This is a genomic window from Kitasatospora sp. NPDC001664, from assembly GCF_053596675.1.
In genome coordinates this window covers 1-16,250 of the sequence record NZ_JBSFGS010000017.1, presented here as the reverse complement: position 1 = coordinate 16,250, position 16,250 = coordinate 1, and the positions used below count along the sequence as shown (strand labels likewise).

Sequence of the window (16,250 nt, the reverse complement as noted above, 5' to 3'; positions counted from 1 at the left end):
CAGACCGTCGAGCCGCCGAGCCGTCAGGCGTAGACGCCGAACTCGTGCAACGAGTAGCCGTAGGCGGTGCCGCGCTGGGTCATCAGCACCCGCACGTACCGCCCGCTGCCGGAGACGTCCAGGTCCTCCAGCCCGCCGGTGCCCGTCGTGGTCGCGTACCCGGTGGTCCACTGCGTCCCGTCGGAGGAGAACTGCACCTGGTACGCCTTGGCGTACGCGGACTCCCAACCGAGCCGGACGTGCCGCACGGTGGCCACCCGGCCGAGGTCCACCTGGAGCCACTGCGGGTCGCTCCACTCGCTGGCCCACCGGGTCGACCAGTTCCCGTCGGTGGCGTTGGCCGGCGGGTAGGGCGCGCCGTTGCCGTTGGCCTGGTAGGAGGAGGCGGTGGCCGGGCGGCCGGTGGAGAGGTCGGTGCCCGGCGCGGAGCCGGGCACCACCCGGACGGTGCGGGTCTCGATGCCGACGTTGCCGTGGCCGTCGTGGGCCTGGAGGTAGACCTTCCAGACCCCGAGCGTCCGGGGAGCCGTGACGGTGAAGGTGCCGTCGCCGCCCTCGGTCCACTCAGCCTGCCGGAGCCCGCCGCCACCGTCCAAGGTGCGGGTCCCGTACAGGACTTGGTAGCGGATCAGATCGGCGTCCGGGTCGGTCACGGTGGCGCGCAGGGTGAGCTTCCCGCCCGCCGCCACCGTGGCGTCGGCCGTCAGGGCGGAGATCACCGGCGGGGTGTTCCCCTGCGCCGCCGATCCGCCGTACGCCGCCGCGAGGGCGTGGAAGCCGAGCCGCTTCCACCGGTTCGGCGTCAGGTTGTACCAGACGCCCGCGAAGTCGTACTCCTGGCCGTAGTTGAACATCGTGGCGCCGAGCGCGACGCCGGGGTGGCCGGTGATGCAGCCCCAGGCCCGGGTGTAGCCGTCGCGCTTCTCCACGTCGGTCGGCTCGGTCGGGGCGCCGTTGGCGTCGTTCGGCACCTCCCACTCGCCGCGCGGGCCGGTCTCGGTGACGATGTAGGGCTTGGCGTACCCGCCGTTCAGCCAGTCCTGCCGGACGTTGCAGACCGAGCCGTAGGCGTTCACGGCCAGCAGGTCCAGGCTGGGTGTGTGGTCCCGGTAGTAGGCCCAGGCACCGGTGTAGGCGTCGGTGGAGGTGACCGGGTGGTCGGGGTCCACCGCGTGGACGGCGCGGGCGAGTTGCTCGACGAACTGCGCGTAGGCGACCCGCTGCTGCTCGACCGTGGTGCCGTTGTAGGTGTGGTCCTGCGCGGTGAGGATCACCTCGTTGCCCAGGTCCCACATCAGGACGCCGGGGTGGTCCTTGTAGGTGGTGACCCACTGGCGGACGGAGTCCAGGGTGGCGTTCTTGTACGCCGTGTCGTTCACGTAGTCCGCCCCCTGGTTGAGCCAGAAGCCGGCCACCACCTTGAGGCCGTGCGCGGCGGCCGCGTCCAGCAGCGGGCGGCTGCCCGCGTCGGTGCCCCAGGTGCGCACCGTGTTGACCCCGGCCGCCTTGAGCTCGCGCACGTACGCGACGGCGTCGGCGGCCGCCGGGCCCCAGGTCACGCCCTTCACCTGGTACGGCGCACCGTTCACCGAGAGACCCCAACTACCCTGCGATCCGGTCACCTTGACGACCGAGCGGCCGCTCGGCACCGCCGGGTCGGTCATCGGCGCCGAGGCCGGGCCCTCGGCCTTGCGGACCGTGACGGAGTCCACGGCCAGCGTCCCGCCGGGGGTCGTGGCGGCCGTCGGCGTGGTGCAGCCGCAGACCGCGTCCGGGTAGCCGCCGCCGATGCCGAGGTTGAGCACCAGGTAGAAGCCACGGTGGACGGCCCGGTCCCAGGCCGCGACGCCGACCTGCGACTCGTTCACCTGCCAGACCTGACGGCCGTCGAGGTACCACCGCACCTGCTCGTCGGCGGTCGAGCGGTCCAGCACGACCGCGTACTCGTGCACGGCGCTCCGGCAGCCCGGGCAGCTCGCCAGGCCGCTGGTCAGACCGTTCGGCTCGTTGCAGACCCCGCCCGGGTTGCTGCCGCAGTGCAGGGTGGCACCGAGCCGGTCGTGGCCGTTCACCGCCTCCAGCAGGTCCAACTCCCCTGCTCCCGGCCAGGTGTTGAGCCCGTCGCGGTTCCCCGCGCCCATCACACGGACCGACGGCCAGTAGCCGGTGGCGTCGGCGGCGTCGGGCTGACGGGCGTTCACGGTGATCATCAGCTTGCCGCCCGCCGGGGCCGCGAAGTCGGAGCGGCGGCTCTCCACCCGCCCCGAGGTCCAGGCCCCGGCACCGTCCCGGCGCGCCGTCAGGGCCAGCCGTCCGGCACCGTCGAGCCCGACGTTGGCGGCGGCGTCGGTGGCGGTCTGCACCTCGCCGGTGCCCCAGCCGGCCGGACCACCGGGGTAGGACCGGCCGGTCTGCACGGTCCAGTCGGCGGCGGCCGGCCGGGTACCGGCGGCGCCGTCGAAGGTGTCGGCGAAGACCGTGCTCCAGCCGGGCTCCTGGGTGGGTGTCGACGTGGGGGTCGGCGTGGGGGTCGGGCTGGGGGTCGGGCTGGGCGTGGGCGTTCCGCCGTCGCTTCCGTAGACCTGGAACTCCCAGAGGGAGTACCCGTACTGGGTCGCCCGCTGGGTCCCGTACAGGCGCACGTAGCGGCCCTGACCCGAGACCGCGAGCGTCTCGACACCTCCCGGTCCGGTAGTGGTCGAGTAGGCCGTCGTCCAGGAGGTGGCGTCCGCCGAGAGCTCGATCCGGTACGCCTTCGCGTACGCGGTCTCCCAGCGGATGACCACCTGACCGACGGTCCGGACCGCGCCCAGGTCGACCTGGAGCCACTGCGGATCGGCGGCCGCGCTGGACCACCGGGTGCCGGCGTCGCCGTCCACCGCGTTGCCGGGGACGGTGCCGTAGTGCTCGGTACTGGAGGCCGTCACCGGCCGGCCCTGCGAGAGCAGGACCGGCGCGGCCTGGGCGCGGGCGGACGGGAGGAACAGCAGCGCGGCCGCGGTCAGCGTGACCGCCAGCAGCAGGGCCAGGGCGGGTGGGCGCACTGGTGATGCGGGCATGGGAACTCTCCGGCGTCGGGGTGGGGGTGACCGGAACATGAACGGGAGAGCGCTCTCCCATTGCTCAGAGCGTGCTGTGCCCCCGACTCGCTGTCAAGAGTCGTACGAATAAAGGCAGATGGAGGCGCCCATGCCGACACCTCCCGAAGACGGTGGCCGTCAGCGGTAGTCCGGACACCCCTCGACGTCGCCCTCGGAAACCCCGCGCCACACTCCCTGGTACCGCCTGCCGCTCAGCCGGTCAGCCTCCCCGAGGGCCTGGACCAGCTGATCCGTGGTCAGGTGGGTGGCGGCCACGAACACCCGGCCCAGGTGACGGCAGAGGATCACCGGCCTGAGGCGCTCCTCGAACGGGTCCCCCGCGACCGCGAAGAGGTCCCGCAGCGTCCATCCCAACACCCCGGCCACCGCGCACAGTTGGTACTCGTGGTGAGGCTTCATGCCCTCGTCCTCGTAGTTCCGCACCATCTGGACCAGGGTGCTCCGGGACAGCCCGACGAACGGCAGCGAGCGGATCCCGAAGCCACGGTTGCGCATCAGCCCGGCGAACACCGTGGCGAACCCCGGGCCGTACGGCCGGTCGTGCCCGATGCCCGACTGCGTGAACGGCCCCGGCGCCGCCAGCCTCGGCAGCCCGCGCACGAACTCCTCCAGCTCAGCGAGCGCCCCGTGGTCGCAGAGGCTGGCACGGTACCCGAACTCCCTCGCCACCTCGGCGTCACGCTCCGGCGGCAGCAGCCCGTCCGGCACCTGACGGCCCGCCAGCACGTACAGGTCGGCGAGCGGCAGCTCCAGCTCGGTGGCCTTCCGGGCGAGCTCCTCCGGCGTCAGCCGGGAGCCGTTCGCGGCGATGCCGCGCAGCGCGGTGGTCCTCTCCATACCGGGACGGTACCGGACCGGCACGGCGAGGCCCCGGCCGGATGCGGGTCCGGCCGGGGCACAGGCCTTGCGGGGCTGGTCAGTTGACGGTGACCACCGGGCTGCCGGCCTGGCTGCTATCGGCGACCGGACCGTAGGACGCGGAGAAGTAGCCCTCCCCGGGGCAGAGGCCCGAGCCGCCGCTCTTGACGAAGTACTCGTTGCGGAAGGAGAGGCTGTGGGCCGTGTTGTCGGCACTGCCGGTGAAGGCGCCGCTCAGCTGGTACGTGCAGGTCAGCGTCCCGAACCAGGAGTTGAGCACGGCCGTCGCCTGGATCGGACCGGCCGAGCCGCCGGCCATCGTGACCGGGAGGCCGGCCGCGTCGCTGACCGAGACGGTGTAGGGCAGGTTCCCGACCGTCAGGCTCTTGACGGAGGTGACACCGGTGACGTTCGCCGTACAGGAACTGAAGGTCTGTCCGGTCAGCGCGGCGGTCGCGACGCCGGGAGCGGCGGGGTTGGAGGTGACCTTGGAGGTGTACTGGGAGACCGCGCAGGTGACACCGGTGCCACCGGCGGCGGTCGAGTAGAAGGTGGCCTTGGCACCGGACACCAGCGGAGCGGTGAGGACGTCGCCGACCGCGACGGCCGGGCCGGCCGCGCCGCCGGTGCTGAGTACGGCGGCGGCCACCGGCGAGGCAGGGGCCGCCGCCGAGGCCGGGAGGGCACCGACGGCGAGGGTGGCGGCCGCCGCCGCGAGGGCGAGGTGGGTGCGAGCGCGCATGGGAAAGGCCTCTTTCTCGGTAGGGGCGAGAAGGTGAACTTTCGTGCCCGCCCGAAGACTTGGGGCCCTCCGGACGGCGTCCCTACGTTGTAGGCCCGCGTCGGTGCGCGGTCAACCCTTGCTGACGAATTGTCAGCGACGGCCACCGATCCGGCAGATCCAGTGACCTCCCGCGACGTACCGCCGCCGCGCCCCGGAGGGCGCCGTCACCACCAGGTCCCCGCTCTCGTAGTCGATGCTCTCGCCGACCGCGACGAACACGGGCGGCTCCATCTCGACGTGGTAGTCGGAGTTGAGCTCGAACCCGGAGATCATCACCATACGGGACACCGGGACGTTCCGCTCGAAGGAGAAGGTCATGCCCCGACCCTCCCGCACCACCCGCCCCGCCGTCGAACGGTTTCGCGGCTTACGCCGAGTCGCCCGGGTGGACGTCGGAGATGGTCTTGCGGGTGGTGTCGAGCTTCTTCAGGACGTGGGCGACGTGCTGTTCGACGGTGCGCGGGGAGAGGAAGAGCGCCTGGGCGATCGCCTGGTTGGTGGCGCCCTCGACCAGGAGGTCGGCGACCTGGCGTTCGCGGGGCGAGAGGCGGGAGCCGTAGCCCTGGCGGCCGCGGGCGGCGGGGCGGGTGAGGCCGAGCTCGCGGAGGAGGGGGCCGCAGCGGGCGGTGTCGGCGGTGGCGCCGAGGCGGGTGAAGGAGTCGACGGCCTCGGTGAGGTGTGCGGCCGCCCGGTCCCGTTCGGTGGCCGCCAGGGCGCGGGCCAGCAGTTCGGCGGCCCTGGCGGCCTCGTAGGGGCGGCCGACGGCCCGCCAGATGTCCCGGGCGGTGGTGAGGTGCTCGACCGCCAGAGCCGGTTGGGCCTGCGCCTGGATCAGGCCGTGGGCCAGGTGCAGCTCGGCCCGCGCCCCTGGCCCGTCCCGGCCTCGCAGGCCCTTCCCCGCCTGCTCCACCAAGGCTGTCGCGGCCGCCTCCTGCCCGCAGGCGAGGCCCGCGGCCGCCGCCACCGGCAGCAGGCCGGTGGCCCGCGCCCACGCACCCGCCCGGGCCAGCAGCCGCACCGCCGGGGTGACGGTGGCCCAGGCATCCTCCGGAGCGCCCTCGGCCAGCCGGACGGCGGCCAGGCCGACCGCGGCACGGACGGCGGAGGTCACCTGGGACTCCCGTTCGCCGTACTCGGCGGCGGCCCGGTAGTGGCGCAGGGCCTCGGCGGTGCGGCCCCGGGCCGTGGCCAGCCGGCCCAGGGTGAGGCTCTGCTCCGTCCCGGCCATCGCCATGTCCGGGTACTGGTCGGCCAGTTCGGCGAAGCCCCGTTCGATCCCCTCCCACCGGCCGGCCACCCCGTCCAGCCGCAGCAGGGCGATCCGGCTGTAGCACTCCAGGTAGGGGATGTCCGCCCGGCGGGCCAACTCCCGGCTCTCGGCCAGGAGTTCGGCGGCCCGCTGGTCGTGGCCCAGTTCGATGGCGAGCTCGCCGACGTTGTAGACCGCCCGGGTGGTCTGGCGCAGCAGGTCGGTGTCCTCCGACTGCCGCGGCAGGCGGTCGAGTTCGGCCCAGACCGCCGGGTCGCCGTCCCGGGCCAGCAGGGTCAGCCGGGTGGCCCGGGCTGCCGCCCGCACGGCCTGGTCGGGGCTCGCGGCGAGGGTCTGCTCGGCGCGTTCCAGCCAGGCCCGGGAGTGGGCCGCCGCCTCGTCCCGTTCGTTCATCGCCATCGCGATCATCGCCCGGGCGGCCTTCTCCGGCTTGGACTCCAACTCGCCGATGGAGCGGGCGATCTCCTCGTAACCCGAGCGGTCGCCACCGTGGTTGACCATCAGCAGGCCGAGGTCCATCCGGATCTCGCCGCAGGTGGCGGTGGGCAGCCGGGGGTCGGCCAGGATGGAGCGCAGCACGGCGGCGTTGGCCAGGTGGTCCGGCCCGTTGACCGCGATCCGGCCGAGGGCCAGGGCGGTGCGGGAGCGGTCGCCGGCGGAGAGGTGGGGCTGTTCCAGCACCTGGTGGAGCAGGGCGGCGGCGGTGCCGGTGTCGCCCAGCGCGATGGACTGCTCGGCCGCCTCCTCCACCCTGGGCAGCCAGGCCTCGCGGTCCCCGGCGGCCAGCGTGTGGTGGGCGATCTGGACCAGCGGAGGGGGCGTCAGGGCTCGCAGCGCCTCGACGGCCTGGCGGTGCAGCCGGGCCCGCTGCGGTCCGGGCACGTGACGGTACGCCACCTGCTGGGCCAGCACGTGCCGGAAGACGTACTGCCCGCCGTGCCCCGCCCCGTGCCGGACCCCGTGCGGCGGGGGCACGTCCTCCCGCTGCGGCCCCTCTCCCCGCGCACCGTCACGGTGCCCGGTCTCGCGCAGGACGGCCGCCTGGAGCGCCTCGGTCAGCCCCTGCGCGCCGCGCTCCGCGTCGAGCCCGGCGACGGCGGCGAGCAGCTCCTCGCCGGCGGGGACGGCCAGCACGGCGGCCGCGTCCACCACGGCGGCGCCGGTCTCGGAGAGGGTGGCCAGGCGTTCGGTGACGGCCTCGCGCAGGCCCCGGGGCACCTCGGCGTGGGCCAGGTGGGCGGCGGCCTCGGCCGCCCGGCCGTGCAGGCTCTGCTCGGCCAGGGTGATCAGGTCCTCCTCGGCGACCAGCGGCAGGCCCTCGCTGCGCTGGTAGAGGGCGGCGGTCAGGTCGGGGGTGGCCTGCCCGCCGAGGGCGGCGGCGGCCAGTTCGCCGATCGCCGCCTCGGAGAGCGGGGCGAGCCGGATGACGGCGCCGCTGGTGCCGGGCGGGCGCCGGTAGGCGGCGCCGAGGACGGGGGTGCGGGGCGGCAGGTCCTCGGCCCGGTAGGTGCCGACCAGGCCGAGCCGCTCGGGCAGGTCGCGGGCGAGCAGCAGCAGGAGCTCCCGGGTGGCCTCGTCGACCCAGTGCAGGTCCTCGACCACCAGCACGGCCGGGCCGATCGCGGAGAGGAACGCCCTTACACCGTGGACGAGTTGGTACCGCTCGGCCTGGGCGTCGCGGGCCCGGGGCGGCGGGGAGGGCAGGCGGTCGGCGAGGTCGGGCAGCAGCGGGGCGAGGGCACCGGCGGTGGGTGGGACGCCCTCGGCGGGGAGCCAGCGGCCGCCCTTGCGCAGCGCGTCCATCACCGGGCCGTAGGGGAAGGGCTCGCGCAGCGGGTGGCAGTGGCCGGTGAGCACCCGGTGGCCCTCCGCGGTCAGGGCGAGCGCGGCCTCGTGGACCAGCCGGGACTTCCCGATCCCGGCCTCCCCCTCGACCAGGACCACGGCAGGCGGGTGCCGCACGGCCGCCAGCAGGAGCCCGAGCTCCCGCTGACGGCCGACGAACTCGAAGCTCCTGCCGGGGGCCGGTCGCCCGGGGCCTGCTGCCACGCGATCACCTTCCCTGTCCTGGCCACGCTAGATCGGCGCAGGTCAGGGGGCAAACGGCGAGGCCGTCCGGCGGGGCCTCCCCGCACCGCCGGCGCGGAGACTCAGCAGGCCCGGCGGGCCAGCCGACCCGGGGGGTGCGGCTGGCCCGGTGGTCAGCCGTCGTCGCGGCAGAGGCAGAAGGGGTGACCGGCCGGGTCGAACAGCACCCGGACGTGGGCCTGCGGTTGGTGGTCCGCCAGGGTGGCGCCGAGGGCGAGGGCCTCGGCCACCGACTCCTCCAGGTCCCCCACCTGGAAGTCGAGGTGCATCATCGGGCGCTGCGCGCCCTCGCTCGGGGGCCAGACCGGGGGCCGGTAGCCGTCCGCCTGCTGGAAGACCAGGAAGGGGCCCTGGGGCGAGGAGGCGACCACGGCGGTGCCGGGTTCCTCGTGGCCGAGGTGCCAGCCCAGCAGGTCGACGTAGAACCGTGCCAGCGCGGAGGGGTCGGGGGCCTCGATCGTCGTGCCCCACCACATGCCCTTGGTGCGTGATCTCATCCCGGCAGCTTCGCACGCGGCGGTGACGTGCTCACGCGGCCTCGGGCACCAGCAGCTCGGCCGTCACCTGGGTGCCGGTGGCGGTGCGCCGGATGGTGCAGCCGGCCGCGTAGGCCTCGACCAGCATCAGGCCGCGGCCGGTGCAGTCCTCGGGGCCGGTGGTGGCCTGCGGGCGCCAGTGGCCGTTGTCCCGCACCTGGACGACCACGGTGAGACCGTCGCTGGCGAGCAGCACGGCCACCTCGGGGCTCCCGCTGTGCCGCACCGCGTTGGCCACCAGCTCGGTCACGATCAGCGCGAGGGCCTCCTCGACGCTGTCGGGCACCCCCCACTGCCGGGCCAGCACCTGGGCGAAGTGCCTCAGGGCCGGGACGGCGGCGGGATCGGCCGGCATGGCGCACGCTGCCGATCCCTCGCGTACCGCGAGGTCGGGGGCGGTCTGGTCGATGGCGATCATTCGCGACTCCTGAAGGCGTGTGGGGCGGGCCTCCTGCCGGACAGCCTCGCCCGAACCCGGCACCGGATCAACCGGGGGTGCCCAAGTCACGGGTACCTATTTAATGGGCGGAGCCCCGCCTTCCGGTCCGCCCCGGCCCTCCCCTCGTCGGCCTCCGGCCCTGCTCAGCCGTAGGTCCGCGCCATCCAGGTCTGGAAGTGCGGGGCCCGGCTGATCAGCTCCCGGTAGGACTCCACGGCCGAGCGGTAGAGGGTCTCGGCCACCTCCCCGGCCCGGCCGTCCCGGCGCCAGACCAGCAGGTACCTGGTCCACAGCGGGGTGCCGGTCAGCGGCTTCACGATCACCCCGGGGATCGGCTGGATGGTGGCCTGCACGACGGAGACGCCCAGGCCCTCGGCGATCATCCGCTGCAGCTGCACCTGGTCACCGAGGAACTCGTGCACCACCGCCGGAGTGAAGCCGGCCGCCGCACACGCGGCGTGGAAGAAGCCGGGCCAGCCGGCCCCGTCGTCCGGGGTGAGGAACCAGGCCTCGTCGGCGAGCTCGGCGAGGGAGACCTCGGCCCGGTGACGCAGCCGGTGCCCGGCGGGGAGGGCCAGGAAGACCGGTTCGGTGATGATGCCGCGGTGCTCGACGGCGGCGGAGTGCGGGAGCTCCTGGCCGGGGTAGTCGACGGCCAGCGCGGCGTCGATCTCCTCGTGCTCCAGCAGGTCCACGATGGCGGACGAGGCGTAGACGCTGCTGACGGTCAGCGGGACCTCGGGCAGCTGGCCGCGCAGCCGCCGGACCAGGCCGGGCAGCACGGGCGTGTTGGTGGCGGCCAGCCGCAGGGCGCGTCCGGTCGGTGCGGCCGGGGCCTCGTCCTCCCGGCGACCGATCCGCTCCACGGCGGCGAGCACCTCGCGGGACCGGGCCAACACCTGGGCGCCGTACGCGGTGGGCTTCACGCCGGTGGGCGTGCGCAGGAACAGGTCCTCGCCGAAGTGCCGCTCGATCCGGCCGAGTTGGGTGCTGACGGCCGGTTGGCTGTGGCCGAGCACGGCCGCCGCCCGGCCGAGGCTGCCCGCCTCGGCGATCACGCACAGGGTGCGCAGGTGCCGCAGCTCCAGTTCCACGCGCGGTCCCCCATCTCCTCGGGTGAGCACCACTGCTCCCGCCGGGAGGTTATGGGAGATCCGCCGTCCCGCCAAGAGCCCGAGGCGAACCCGTCGAGCGCGGCCGAAACCCGTCCCGACCTGCTGAAACACCGTCCGGAGATTCCTGTTATCCGGCCCGCTCCACTTGCTCTCCCAAGGGTCGGATGCGGCCGGACCGCACTGCCGCCGGGGCCGGACGTGCCGGACGGCCCGGCCCACCGTGCTGGGCCGGGCCGTCCTGCGTACCGGGCGGTGCGGGTTACCCACTCCCCGCTCCGCCCGGGGTCCCGCCGGTCACGCGGGGGTCGGTCAGTACGTGGTGACGACCGACGCCCCGCTGAACCCCTGCTGGGCGTAGAGGCTGATGTAGTTCCAGCCCGCCGGCGGGTTGCTGATGGTCAGGGTCTCGGCGTTTGTGGCGCCGGTGGACCGCGCGGTGTACGAGGTGCTGGTGGCCCAGCCGTTGGCGTTGTAGTACAGGTCGGCGTTGCCGGTGCCGCCGGTGCTGGTGATGGTGAGCTTGGGGGTGCCGGCCGGGAGGTAGATGTACAGGTAGGCGAGGTTCCCGGTGGTGGCGGAGAGGTTGGAGCGGCCGCAGTTCTTGTCGAGCTGGCGGCTGTCCGCGTTGGTGCACTCGTTCGCCGGCGGGGTGGTGACGGTCCCGCAGTTGCCGGCGTTGCAGGCGGTGAGCCAGCTGTTGAAGTCGGCGTCGTAGCGGGTGCCGATGGTGGACTTCAGGTAGGTGTAGGCGCCCGCGTAGTCGCCGGTGCGGTACTTGGCGAGCACGGCGTCCACGTCGGAGCGGTGCGACTGGAGCATGTAACGGGTCGCCAGGTAGCCCCAGTTGTAGGTGCGGGTCTGGTCGGTGTTGTCGTAGGTGGTGTCGAAGAGCGTGGAGAGCGCGTAGCGGTGGGTGCCCGCCTCCGTGATCGCGTCGTCGTACTTGACGCCGCGGTAGTGGTAGGAGACGTACTCGGCGAAGCCCTCCACCCACCAGATGATCGGCTTGACCTGGCCGGCGTCGAAGTCGCCGTAGGTGTCGAAGCGGCCGTCGAGGTAGTGGGTGTACTCGTGGTTGAGGTTCCAGATCTGGAAGGCGGGGCGGACCCACTCAGCCTCGTACGCGATGAAGCGGGCCTGGTTGCCCACCGTCGCCGGGTTGCCCTCCAGGTACATGCCGCCGTTGTCGGTGTCGATGCCGAAGATGACGCCGGCGTAGGTCTGGTAGTCGCTGCTGGAGTCGAAGACCGAGACCTCGAGGTTGGTGTTGTTGTCACCGGCGACGGGGCCGTTGTCGCGCACCAGGTTGTGGAAGAAGGCGTCCTGGTTGGCCAGGCTGGTGCAGGTGGCGCCGAGCTCGGCGGCGCTCATCTGCTGGGCCTGGATCTTCAGGCTGGGGCTGCAGGTCTGACGCACGGTCAGGATGGCCGCCTTGACCCGGTTGGGCAGGTCGCAGGTGCCGTAGTACGAGCAGTTGGCCTGGTCGTACTGGTCGGCCATCTCGGCCACGCCCATCCAGAGCGCGGAGGTGCGGCCGGTCAGCTGGCTCTGGTCGAGCAGGTGCTTGGCCAGCGGGCGGACGGTGGGCTGGAGCGGCGCCTCCTGGAGGAAGCGGCCGAGCTCGCGGCCGGCGTTGGAGACCAAGTAGCCGGTGTCGGAGCCGAGCTTGGCGTTCCACTTGGTGGCGAACGAGTCCAGCTGGGTGAGCACGCTGGTGTCGTTCTGCACGGCGGTGACGAACTCGGGCACCTGGTGGCCGCGCCAGAGCACCGTGTAGACGTTGTTGACGGCCGCCTTCATGCCCCAGTACGCGTCGTACGAGGTGCCGTAGCCGTTGAGCAGGCGCTTGACGACGTACAGGTAGCGGGCGTTCTCGCCGGAGCTGTCGATCAGCGTGACGGCCTCGCTCAGGATGTCGCCGTTGGCGTCGGTGACGTCGCTGGAGCGCGGGGCCGCGTAGAAGGCGTCCAGCGCGGGCCGGATCGCGTTCTTCAGCGTGGTGCCGTAACTGCCGACGGCGCCGGAGTTGTAGAACTGCACGTAGTACCCGGCGCGCAGGTAGAGCACCAGCTGCGCGGTCGACGTGGTGTTGTTGCCCGGGTAGTTGACGGCCACGTCGCGCAGCGCGTTGGCGATGGTGACCATCTGGGCCTCGCGGAACGCCTTGTTGGCGTCGGTGCCGGTGAGGGTGAACAGCGTGTTCACGCAGTCCACCGTGGCGCCCTTGACCGCCGTCACCAGCGCGCTTCCGGTGCGGGAGGTGAAGTCCGAGGTGTTGCAGGCGGCCGCGGCCTGGGCGCTCGGGGCCTGCTGCGTCTTGGACTTGACGTCCACCGCGTCCTGGGTACGGGGCGCGGTGCGCGGCGCCCGCAGGCTGAGGTCGAGCTTGGCGTCCTCCTTGGCGTGCGCCGCCTGCTCCTTGGCCACGGTGGCCGCGGCGGGCTGCGGGGCCGGGCGGCTGGGGCCGGCGGTGCTCGCGCTGTTCGCGCTGCTCGGCGCCTGGAACGGGCTGTTGGGGACAGCCTGGCTCTGGGCCGAGAGGGCGCCGAGCGCCATCGTGCAGGTGAGCGCCGCTGTGAACAGTGCTCTGGGCATGCGTGTGAAGCGCATGGTGAAGGTCCTCCGACAGCAGTGGGGGGTGCTGGGTGACATGTACCATTGCACGCCCATTGGCTGTTCAGGAAGGGGATAACCCCCAACTTGTCCGGGCCATAACAGCGTTAGCCCTCGACCGGGACCAGGCGTGGCCTCCCACCTCCGGGCCCTCCGTGTCCCTAGGATCGTCCGGTGCCGTCGCACCGACGGGCGGAGGAGGGGAGTGCCGGATGAGCACCGCGGACGAGGTGGCCCGGGCGTACGGGCTGGTGCCGCTGCCCGCCGAGGGCGGGCGGTTCGACCGGATCTGGGCCGGGCCCGAGGACGCCGCCGGCCGTCCCGCCGGTTCGGTGATCCTCGCCCTCCTCGGCCCCGGACCCGGCGACTTCTCCGCCCTGCACCGGCTCCCCCGGGACGAGGTCTGGCACTTCTACCGGGGCGATCCGCTGGAGCTGCTGCTCCTCCACCCGGACGGCACCGACGAGTTGGTGCTCCTCGGTGGCGACGGCCCCGCCCCGCGCGTCCAGCACGTGGTGCCCGGCGGCAGCTGGATGGGCGCCCGGGTCGCACCCGGCGGCGGCTGGTCACTGTTCGGCGCCAGCATGGCCCCGGGCTTCCTCCCCTCGGACTACCACGGCGGCACCGCACCCGAGTTGGCGGCCGCCTACCCGCAACGGGCGGAGCTGATCCGGCAGTTGTGCCGCCCTGACGGGCCGCTCACCATGGCGACCGACGACCACTGGAAGGGCCGCCGTGACTGACCCCCGCCACCCCTCGGGCTCCGGCGGTGCCGACCCCCTCGGCCTGGCCGGCCTGGCCGTCCTCGTGGTCGGCGCCACCGGCGGGATCGGCGCCGGCGTCGCCGAACGCTTCGCCGAGGTCGGCGCGGCAGTGGTCCTGCACGGCCGCCGCTCGACCCCGGCGCTGGCCGGGATGGCCGACCGGATCACCGCCCGGGGCGGCCGCGCCGCCACCGTCCACGGCGACCTGGGCAGCGAGACCGAGACCGCCCTTGCCGTCCAGCGCGCCGCCGAGCACCACGGCCGCCTGGACGCCGTGGTCAACTGCGCGGGCATCCAGCCCGTCACCGCCCTCGACCAACTCACCGACTCCGACTGGCAGTCGGTGGTCGACACCGACCTGCACGGCCCCGTCCGCCTCACCCGGGCCGCCGTACCCCTCCTCCCCCCGGGCGGCTCCATCACCCACCTGGCCTCCATCGAGGGGAGCCGGCCGGCCGTCGGCCACGCCCACTACGCCACCGCCAAGGCCGCCCTCCTGATGTTCGCCCGCGCCGCCGCCCTGGAACTCGGCCCCCGCGGCCTGCGGGTCAACACCGTCTCGCCCGGCCTCATCGACCGCCCCGGCCTCACCGAGGCCTGGCCCGACGGCGTCACCCGCTGGCGGAGCGCCGCCCCGCTCACCCGCCTCGGCACCCCCCGCGACGTCGCCGACGCCTGCCTCTTCCTCGCTTCCCCCCTCGCCTCCTGGATCACCGGCCACGACCTGGTCGTCGACGGCGGCGTCGGTGCCCGTCCCGGCTGGTGACCGGACGGCCGTGCCCCGGTCACCCGACGGTGCGCCGGGACGGACGGCCCGCCGCCAGGACGGGGCTGTCGTGCTGGTACGGCAGCCCGACGGGTGCCAGGTCGCCCGGGTCGGCACAGCCCACGTGGGCGAGCCGCACCACCCGCAGCCGGTGGAACGCCGAGGCACCGGCCGGAGCCGTGTACGGTCGCAGACCGGGCACGCGCCGGCTCGGCAGGAACAGCACCGGCGCGTCCGGGCGCAGCAACACGTCCAGGTCCAGCAGGAGTTGTTCGGTGCGGCCCGGTGAGTAGCCGCTGACCAGCGCGAGGGACAGCCGCGGCAGGCCGAGGGTCGGCAGGAGCAGCGCCTCGGCACCGAGGTCGGTTGTGTACGGCCCCCGGACGCCGGACGCCGCCCGGCCGGTGCCGAGCGTGAAGGCGGGCGTGTGGCGTTCGGCCAGCCGGTGCGCCAGGCAGGCGGCCCGCTCACCGACGGCCAGGACGGCCGCGGTGGGTCGCCACCCGGTGGACTCGGCGACGGAGCGCCGCAGGAGCAGGGCGCACTCCTGAGGGTGGCGGCTGCCGCAGCGGATCGGGACGGGCACGAGGGCGGGCGTCACGCTCGGGACTCCTGGACGGGTGCTCGGCCCCGCGGCGGTGGATCGCACTCTGCCTTCGGTACCGGACCGGATCCCGCGGGGCCGCGGACTGCCCAGGCCGGGCTCCGCCGCGTACGGCGTGGTCATCGGACGGTGAGGGTGCCGCCCATGAACGGGTGGATGTCGCAGAGGTACGGGTAACTGCCGGGGGCGGCGGGGGCGGTGAAGGTCGCGGACGCACCGGCCTCGACCCGGCCGGTGTCGAAGGCCTTGCCGGTGGCGGAGACGGTGTGCGGAGCACTGTCCTGGTTGGCGACCACGATCCGGGTCCCCGGGGCGACGGTGAGGTCGGCGGGGGCGAACGCGAAGTCCTTGATCGTGAGGTTCACGGCCGAGGCGGTGGAGGTCTCCCCGGTCGGGGGCGAAGTGCTCACCGTGGCGACCGGGTTGACCCGGGTGGGACCGGTCGAGCCGGAACAACCCACCGCGAGCATCAGCAGGACGGTGACCGCAGCGGCGATCAGGGCACGGGCGGGGGATGTGTGCACGGGCGTGCTCTCCAGGTGCAGGGCCGGGGCAGGGTCGCGCGATTCCCGTCCGCGACCCTGCCCCGGAGTCGTCAGACCGTCAGGAGGCTGGGGCTGGCGGCCTTGTCGACGGGCAGGAAGTCGGCCGGGACGGGGTACTCGCCCAGCACGTAGTGCAGGATCGCGGCGTGCATCGCCTCCACCGGCGCGATGGTGGCGGCGGTGGCGATCCCTGCCGGGCTGGTGACGTTGTAGGTCGCGAACAGGTAGGTCTGCGCGGCCTGGTCCTCCAGCTGCAGGGCCAGCTTGGCGACCGACCCGACGTCGGTGACCTTGCCGAGGGCCGCGGTGACGTCGGCCTGGTTGGACAGCGGCACGTTGGTGACGGCGGGCTTGCCCGCCCCGGTGAGCACCGCGTTCCAAGCCTTGGCGTGGTCGGCGTGCTGGGCCATCGCGGTGGTCACGAAGGTGGCCACCGCCGACGGCACGGTGCCGAGCTTGCCGGCCTTGGCCGCGTCCAGCGCCGCCTGGTAGGCGCCGACCGCCTGGTTCTCCAGCGCGGTGGCCAGCGCGACCACCTTCAGGTCACCGGTGTACTGGCCGGAGGCGGACGCCATCGGCGAGCCGGAGCCGCTCCCGCCGGAGGCGGACGGGGACGCGGTCGAGCTCTTGGGGTCGCTGGAGCAGGCGGCCAGCACCATCGCCGCTCCCACCCCGCCCACGCCCAGCAGGAAGCGGCGGCGGCCCTGGTCCGCCAGGCCCTGATCGTGGCGGCGGGTGCGGATCTCCTCGGCGAGGTCGACCGCGCT

The 16,250-nt window shown here is 73.8% G+C and carries 14 protein-coding genes; 2 read left to right on the top strand and 12 right to left on the bottom strand.

Going from position 1 to position 16,250, the window contains the following annotated elements:
* Positions 1-23: 23 nt before the first annotated feature.
* The 9 genes from ACWCYY_RS23785 to ACWCYY_RS23745 all read right to left on the bottom strand — a co-directional run bounded on the left by ACWCYY_RS23785 (position 24) and on the right by ACWCYY_RS23745 (position 12,786).
* Positions 24-3,059, bottom strand: coding sequence for a discoidin domain-containing protein (locus ACWCYY_RS23785; RefSeq protein ID WP_449797165.1), 3,036 nt, complete (start codon positions 3,057-3,059; stop codon positions 24-26).
* 159 nt (positions 3,060-3,218) lie between these two features.
* Positions 3,219-3,938 (bottom strand): hypothetical protein, encoded by a 720-nt coding sequence (locus tag ACWCYY_RS23780; RefSeq protein WP_345282683.1) that lies wholly within the window; start codon positions 3,936-3,938, stop codon positions 3,219-3,221.
* 79 nt (positions 3,939-4,017) lie between these two features.
* Positions 4,018-4,701, bottom strand: coding sequence for a Tat pathway signal sequence domain protein (locus tag ACWCYY_RS23775; protein ID WP_449797164.1), 684 nt, complete (start codon positions 4,699-4,701; stop codon positions 4,018-4,020).
* Positions 4,702-4,833: 132 nt separating this feature from the next.
* On the bottom strand, positions 4,834-5,061 hold the full coding sequence (locus ACWCYY_RS23770) for a hypothetical protein (protein ID WP_449797163.1): 228 nt from the start codon (positions 5,059-5,061) through the stop codon (positions 4,834-4,836).
* A 49-nt stretch (positions 5,062-5,110) separates the two neighbouring features.
* Positions 5,111-8,062, bottom strand: coding sequence for an ATP-binding protein (locus tag ACWCYY_RS23765; RefSeq protein ID WP_449797162.1), 2,952 nt, complete (start codon positions 8,060-8,062; stop codon positions 5,111-5,113).
* 152 nt (positions 8,063-8,214) lie between these two features.
* On the bottom strand, positions 8,215-8,598 hold the full coding sequence (locus ACWCYY_RS23760; protein ID WP_449797161.1) for a VOC family protein: 384 nt from the start codon (positions 8,596-8,598) through the stop codon (positions 8,215-8,217).
* A 31-nt stretch (positions 8,599-8,629) separates the two neighbouring features.
* Complete coding sequence (locus ACWCYY_RS23755; RefSeq protein WP_345287877.1) at positions 8,630-9,055, bottom strand: ATP-binding protein; 426 nt, start codon at positions 9,053-9,055, stop codon at positions 8,630-8,632.
* Between the two features lie 164 nt (positions 9,056-9,219).
* A complete protein-coding gene (locus ACWCYY_RS23750; protein WP_449797160.1) occupies positions 9,220-10,170 on the bottom strand; it encodes a LysR family transcriptional regulator in 951 nt (316 codons plus the stop codon).
* 330 nt (positions 10,171-10,500) lie between these two features.
* Entirely contained in the window at positions 10,501-12,786 is a 2,286-nt protein-coding gene (locus tag ACWCYY_RS23745) for a M9 family metallopeptidase (protein ID WP_449797159.1), read from the bottom strand.
* A 230-nt stretch (positions 12,787-13,016) separates the two neighbouring features.
* On the opposite strand from ACWCYY_RS23745, the gene ACWCYY_RS23740 reads away from it, so the two are divergent.
* On the top strand, positions 13,017-13,547 hold the full coding sequence (locus ACWCYY_RS23740) for a cupin domain-containing protein (protein ID WP_345287873.1): 531 nt from the start codon (positions 13,017-13,019) through the stop codon (positions 13,545-13,547).
* Positions 13,540-14,334 (top strand): SDR family NAD(P)-dependent oxidoreductase, encoded by a 795-nt coding sequence (locus ACWCYY_RS23735; RefSeq protein ID WP_345287872.1) that lies wholly within the window; start codon positions 13,540-13,542, stop codon positions 14,332-14,334. Before ACWCYY_RS23740 ends, ACWCYY_RS23735 begins: the two co-directional genes overlap by 8 nt.
* 19 nt (positions 14,335-14,353) lie before the next feature.
* Here ACWCYY_RS23735 and ACWCYY_RS23730 read toward each other — a convergent pair whose 3' ends face one another.
* The 3 genes from ACWCYY_RS23730 to ACWCYY_RS23720 form a co-directional block, all read right to left on the bottom strand.
* The gene (locus tag ACWCYY_RS23730) at positions 14,354-14,935 is read right to left on the bottom strand and encodes a hypothetical protein (RefSeq protein WP_449797158.1); all 582 of its coding nucleotides are present in this window, start codon (positions 14,933-14,935) and stop codon (positions 14,354-14,356) included.
* Between the two features lie 122 nt (positions 14,936-15,057).
* On the bottom strand, positions 15,058-15,462 hold the full coding sequence (locus ACWCYY_RS23725; RefSeq protein WP_345287869.1) for a cupredoxin domain-containing protein: 405 nt from the start codon (positions 15,460-15,462) through the stop codon (positions 15,058-15,060).
* A 71-nt stretch (positions 15,463-15,533) separates the two neighbouring features.
* The coding region (locus ACWCYY_RS23720) for a ferritin-like domain-containing protein (protein WP_449797157.1) at positions 15,534-16,250 on the bottom strand (717 nt) is incomplete at its 5' end.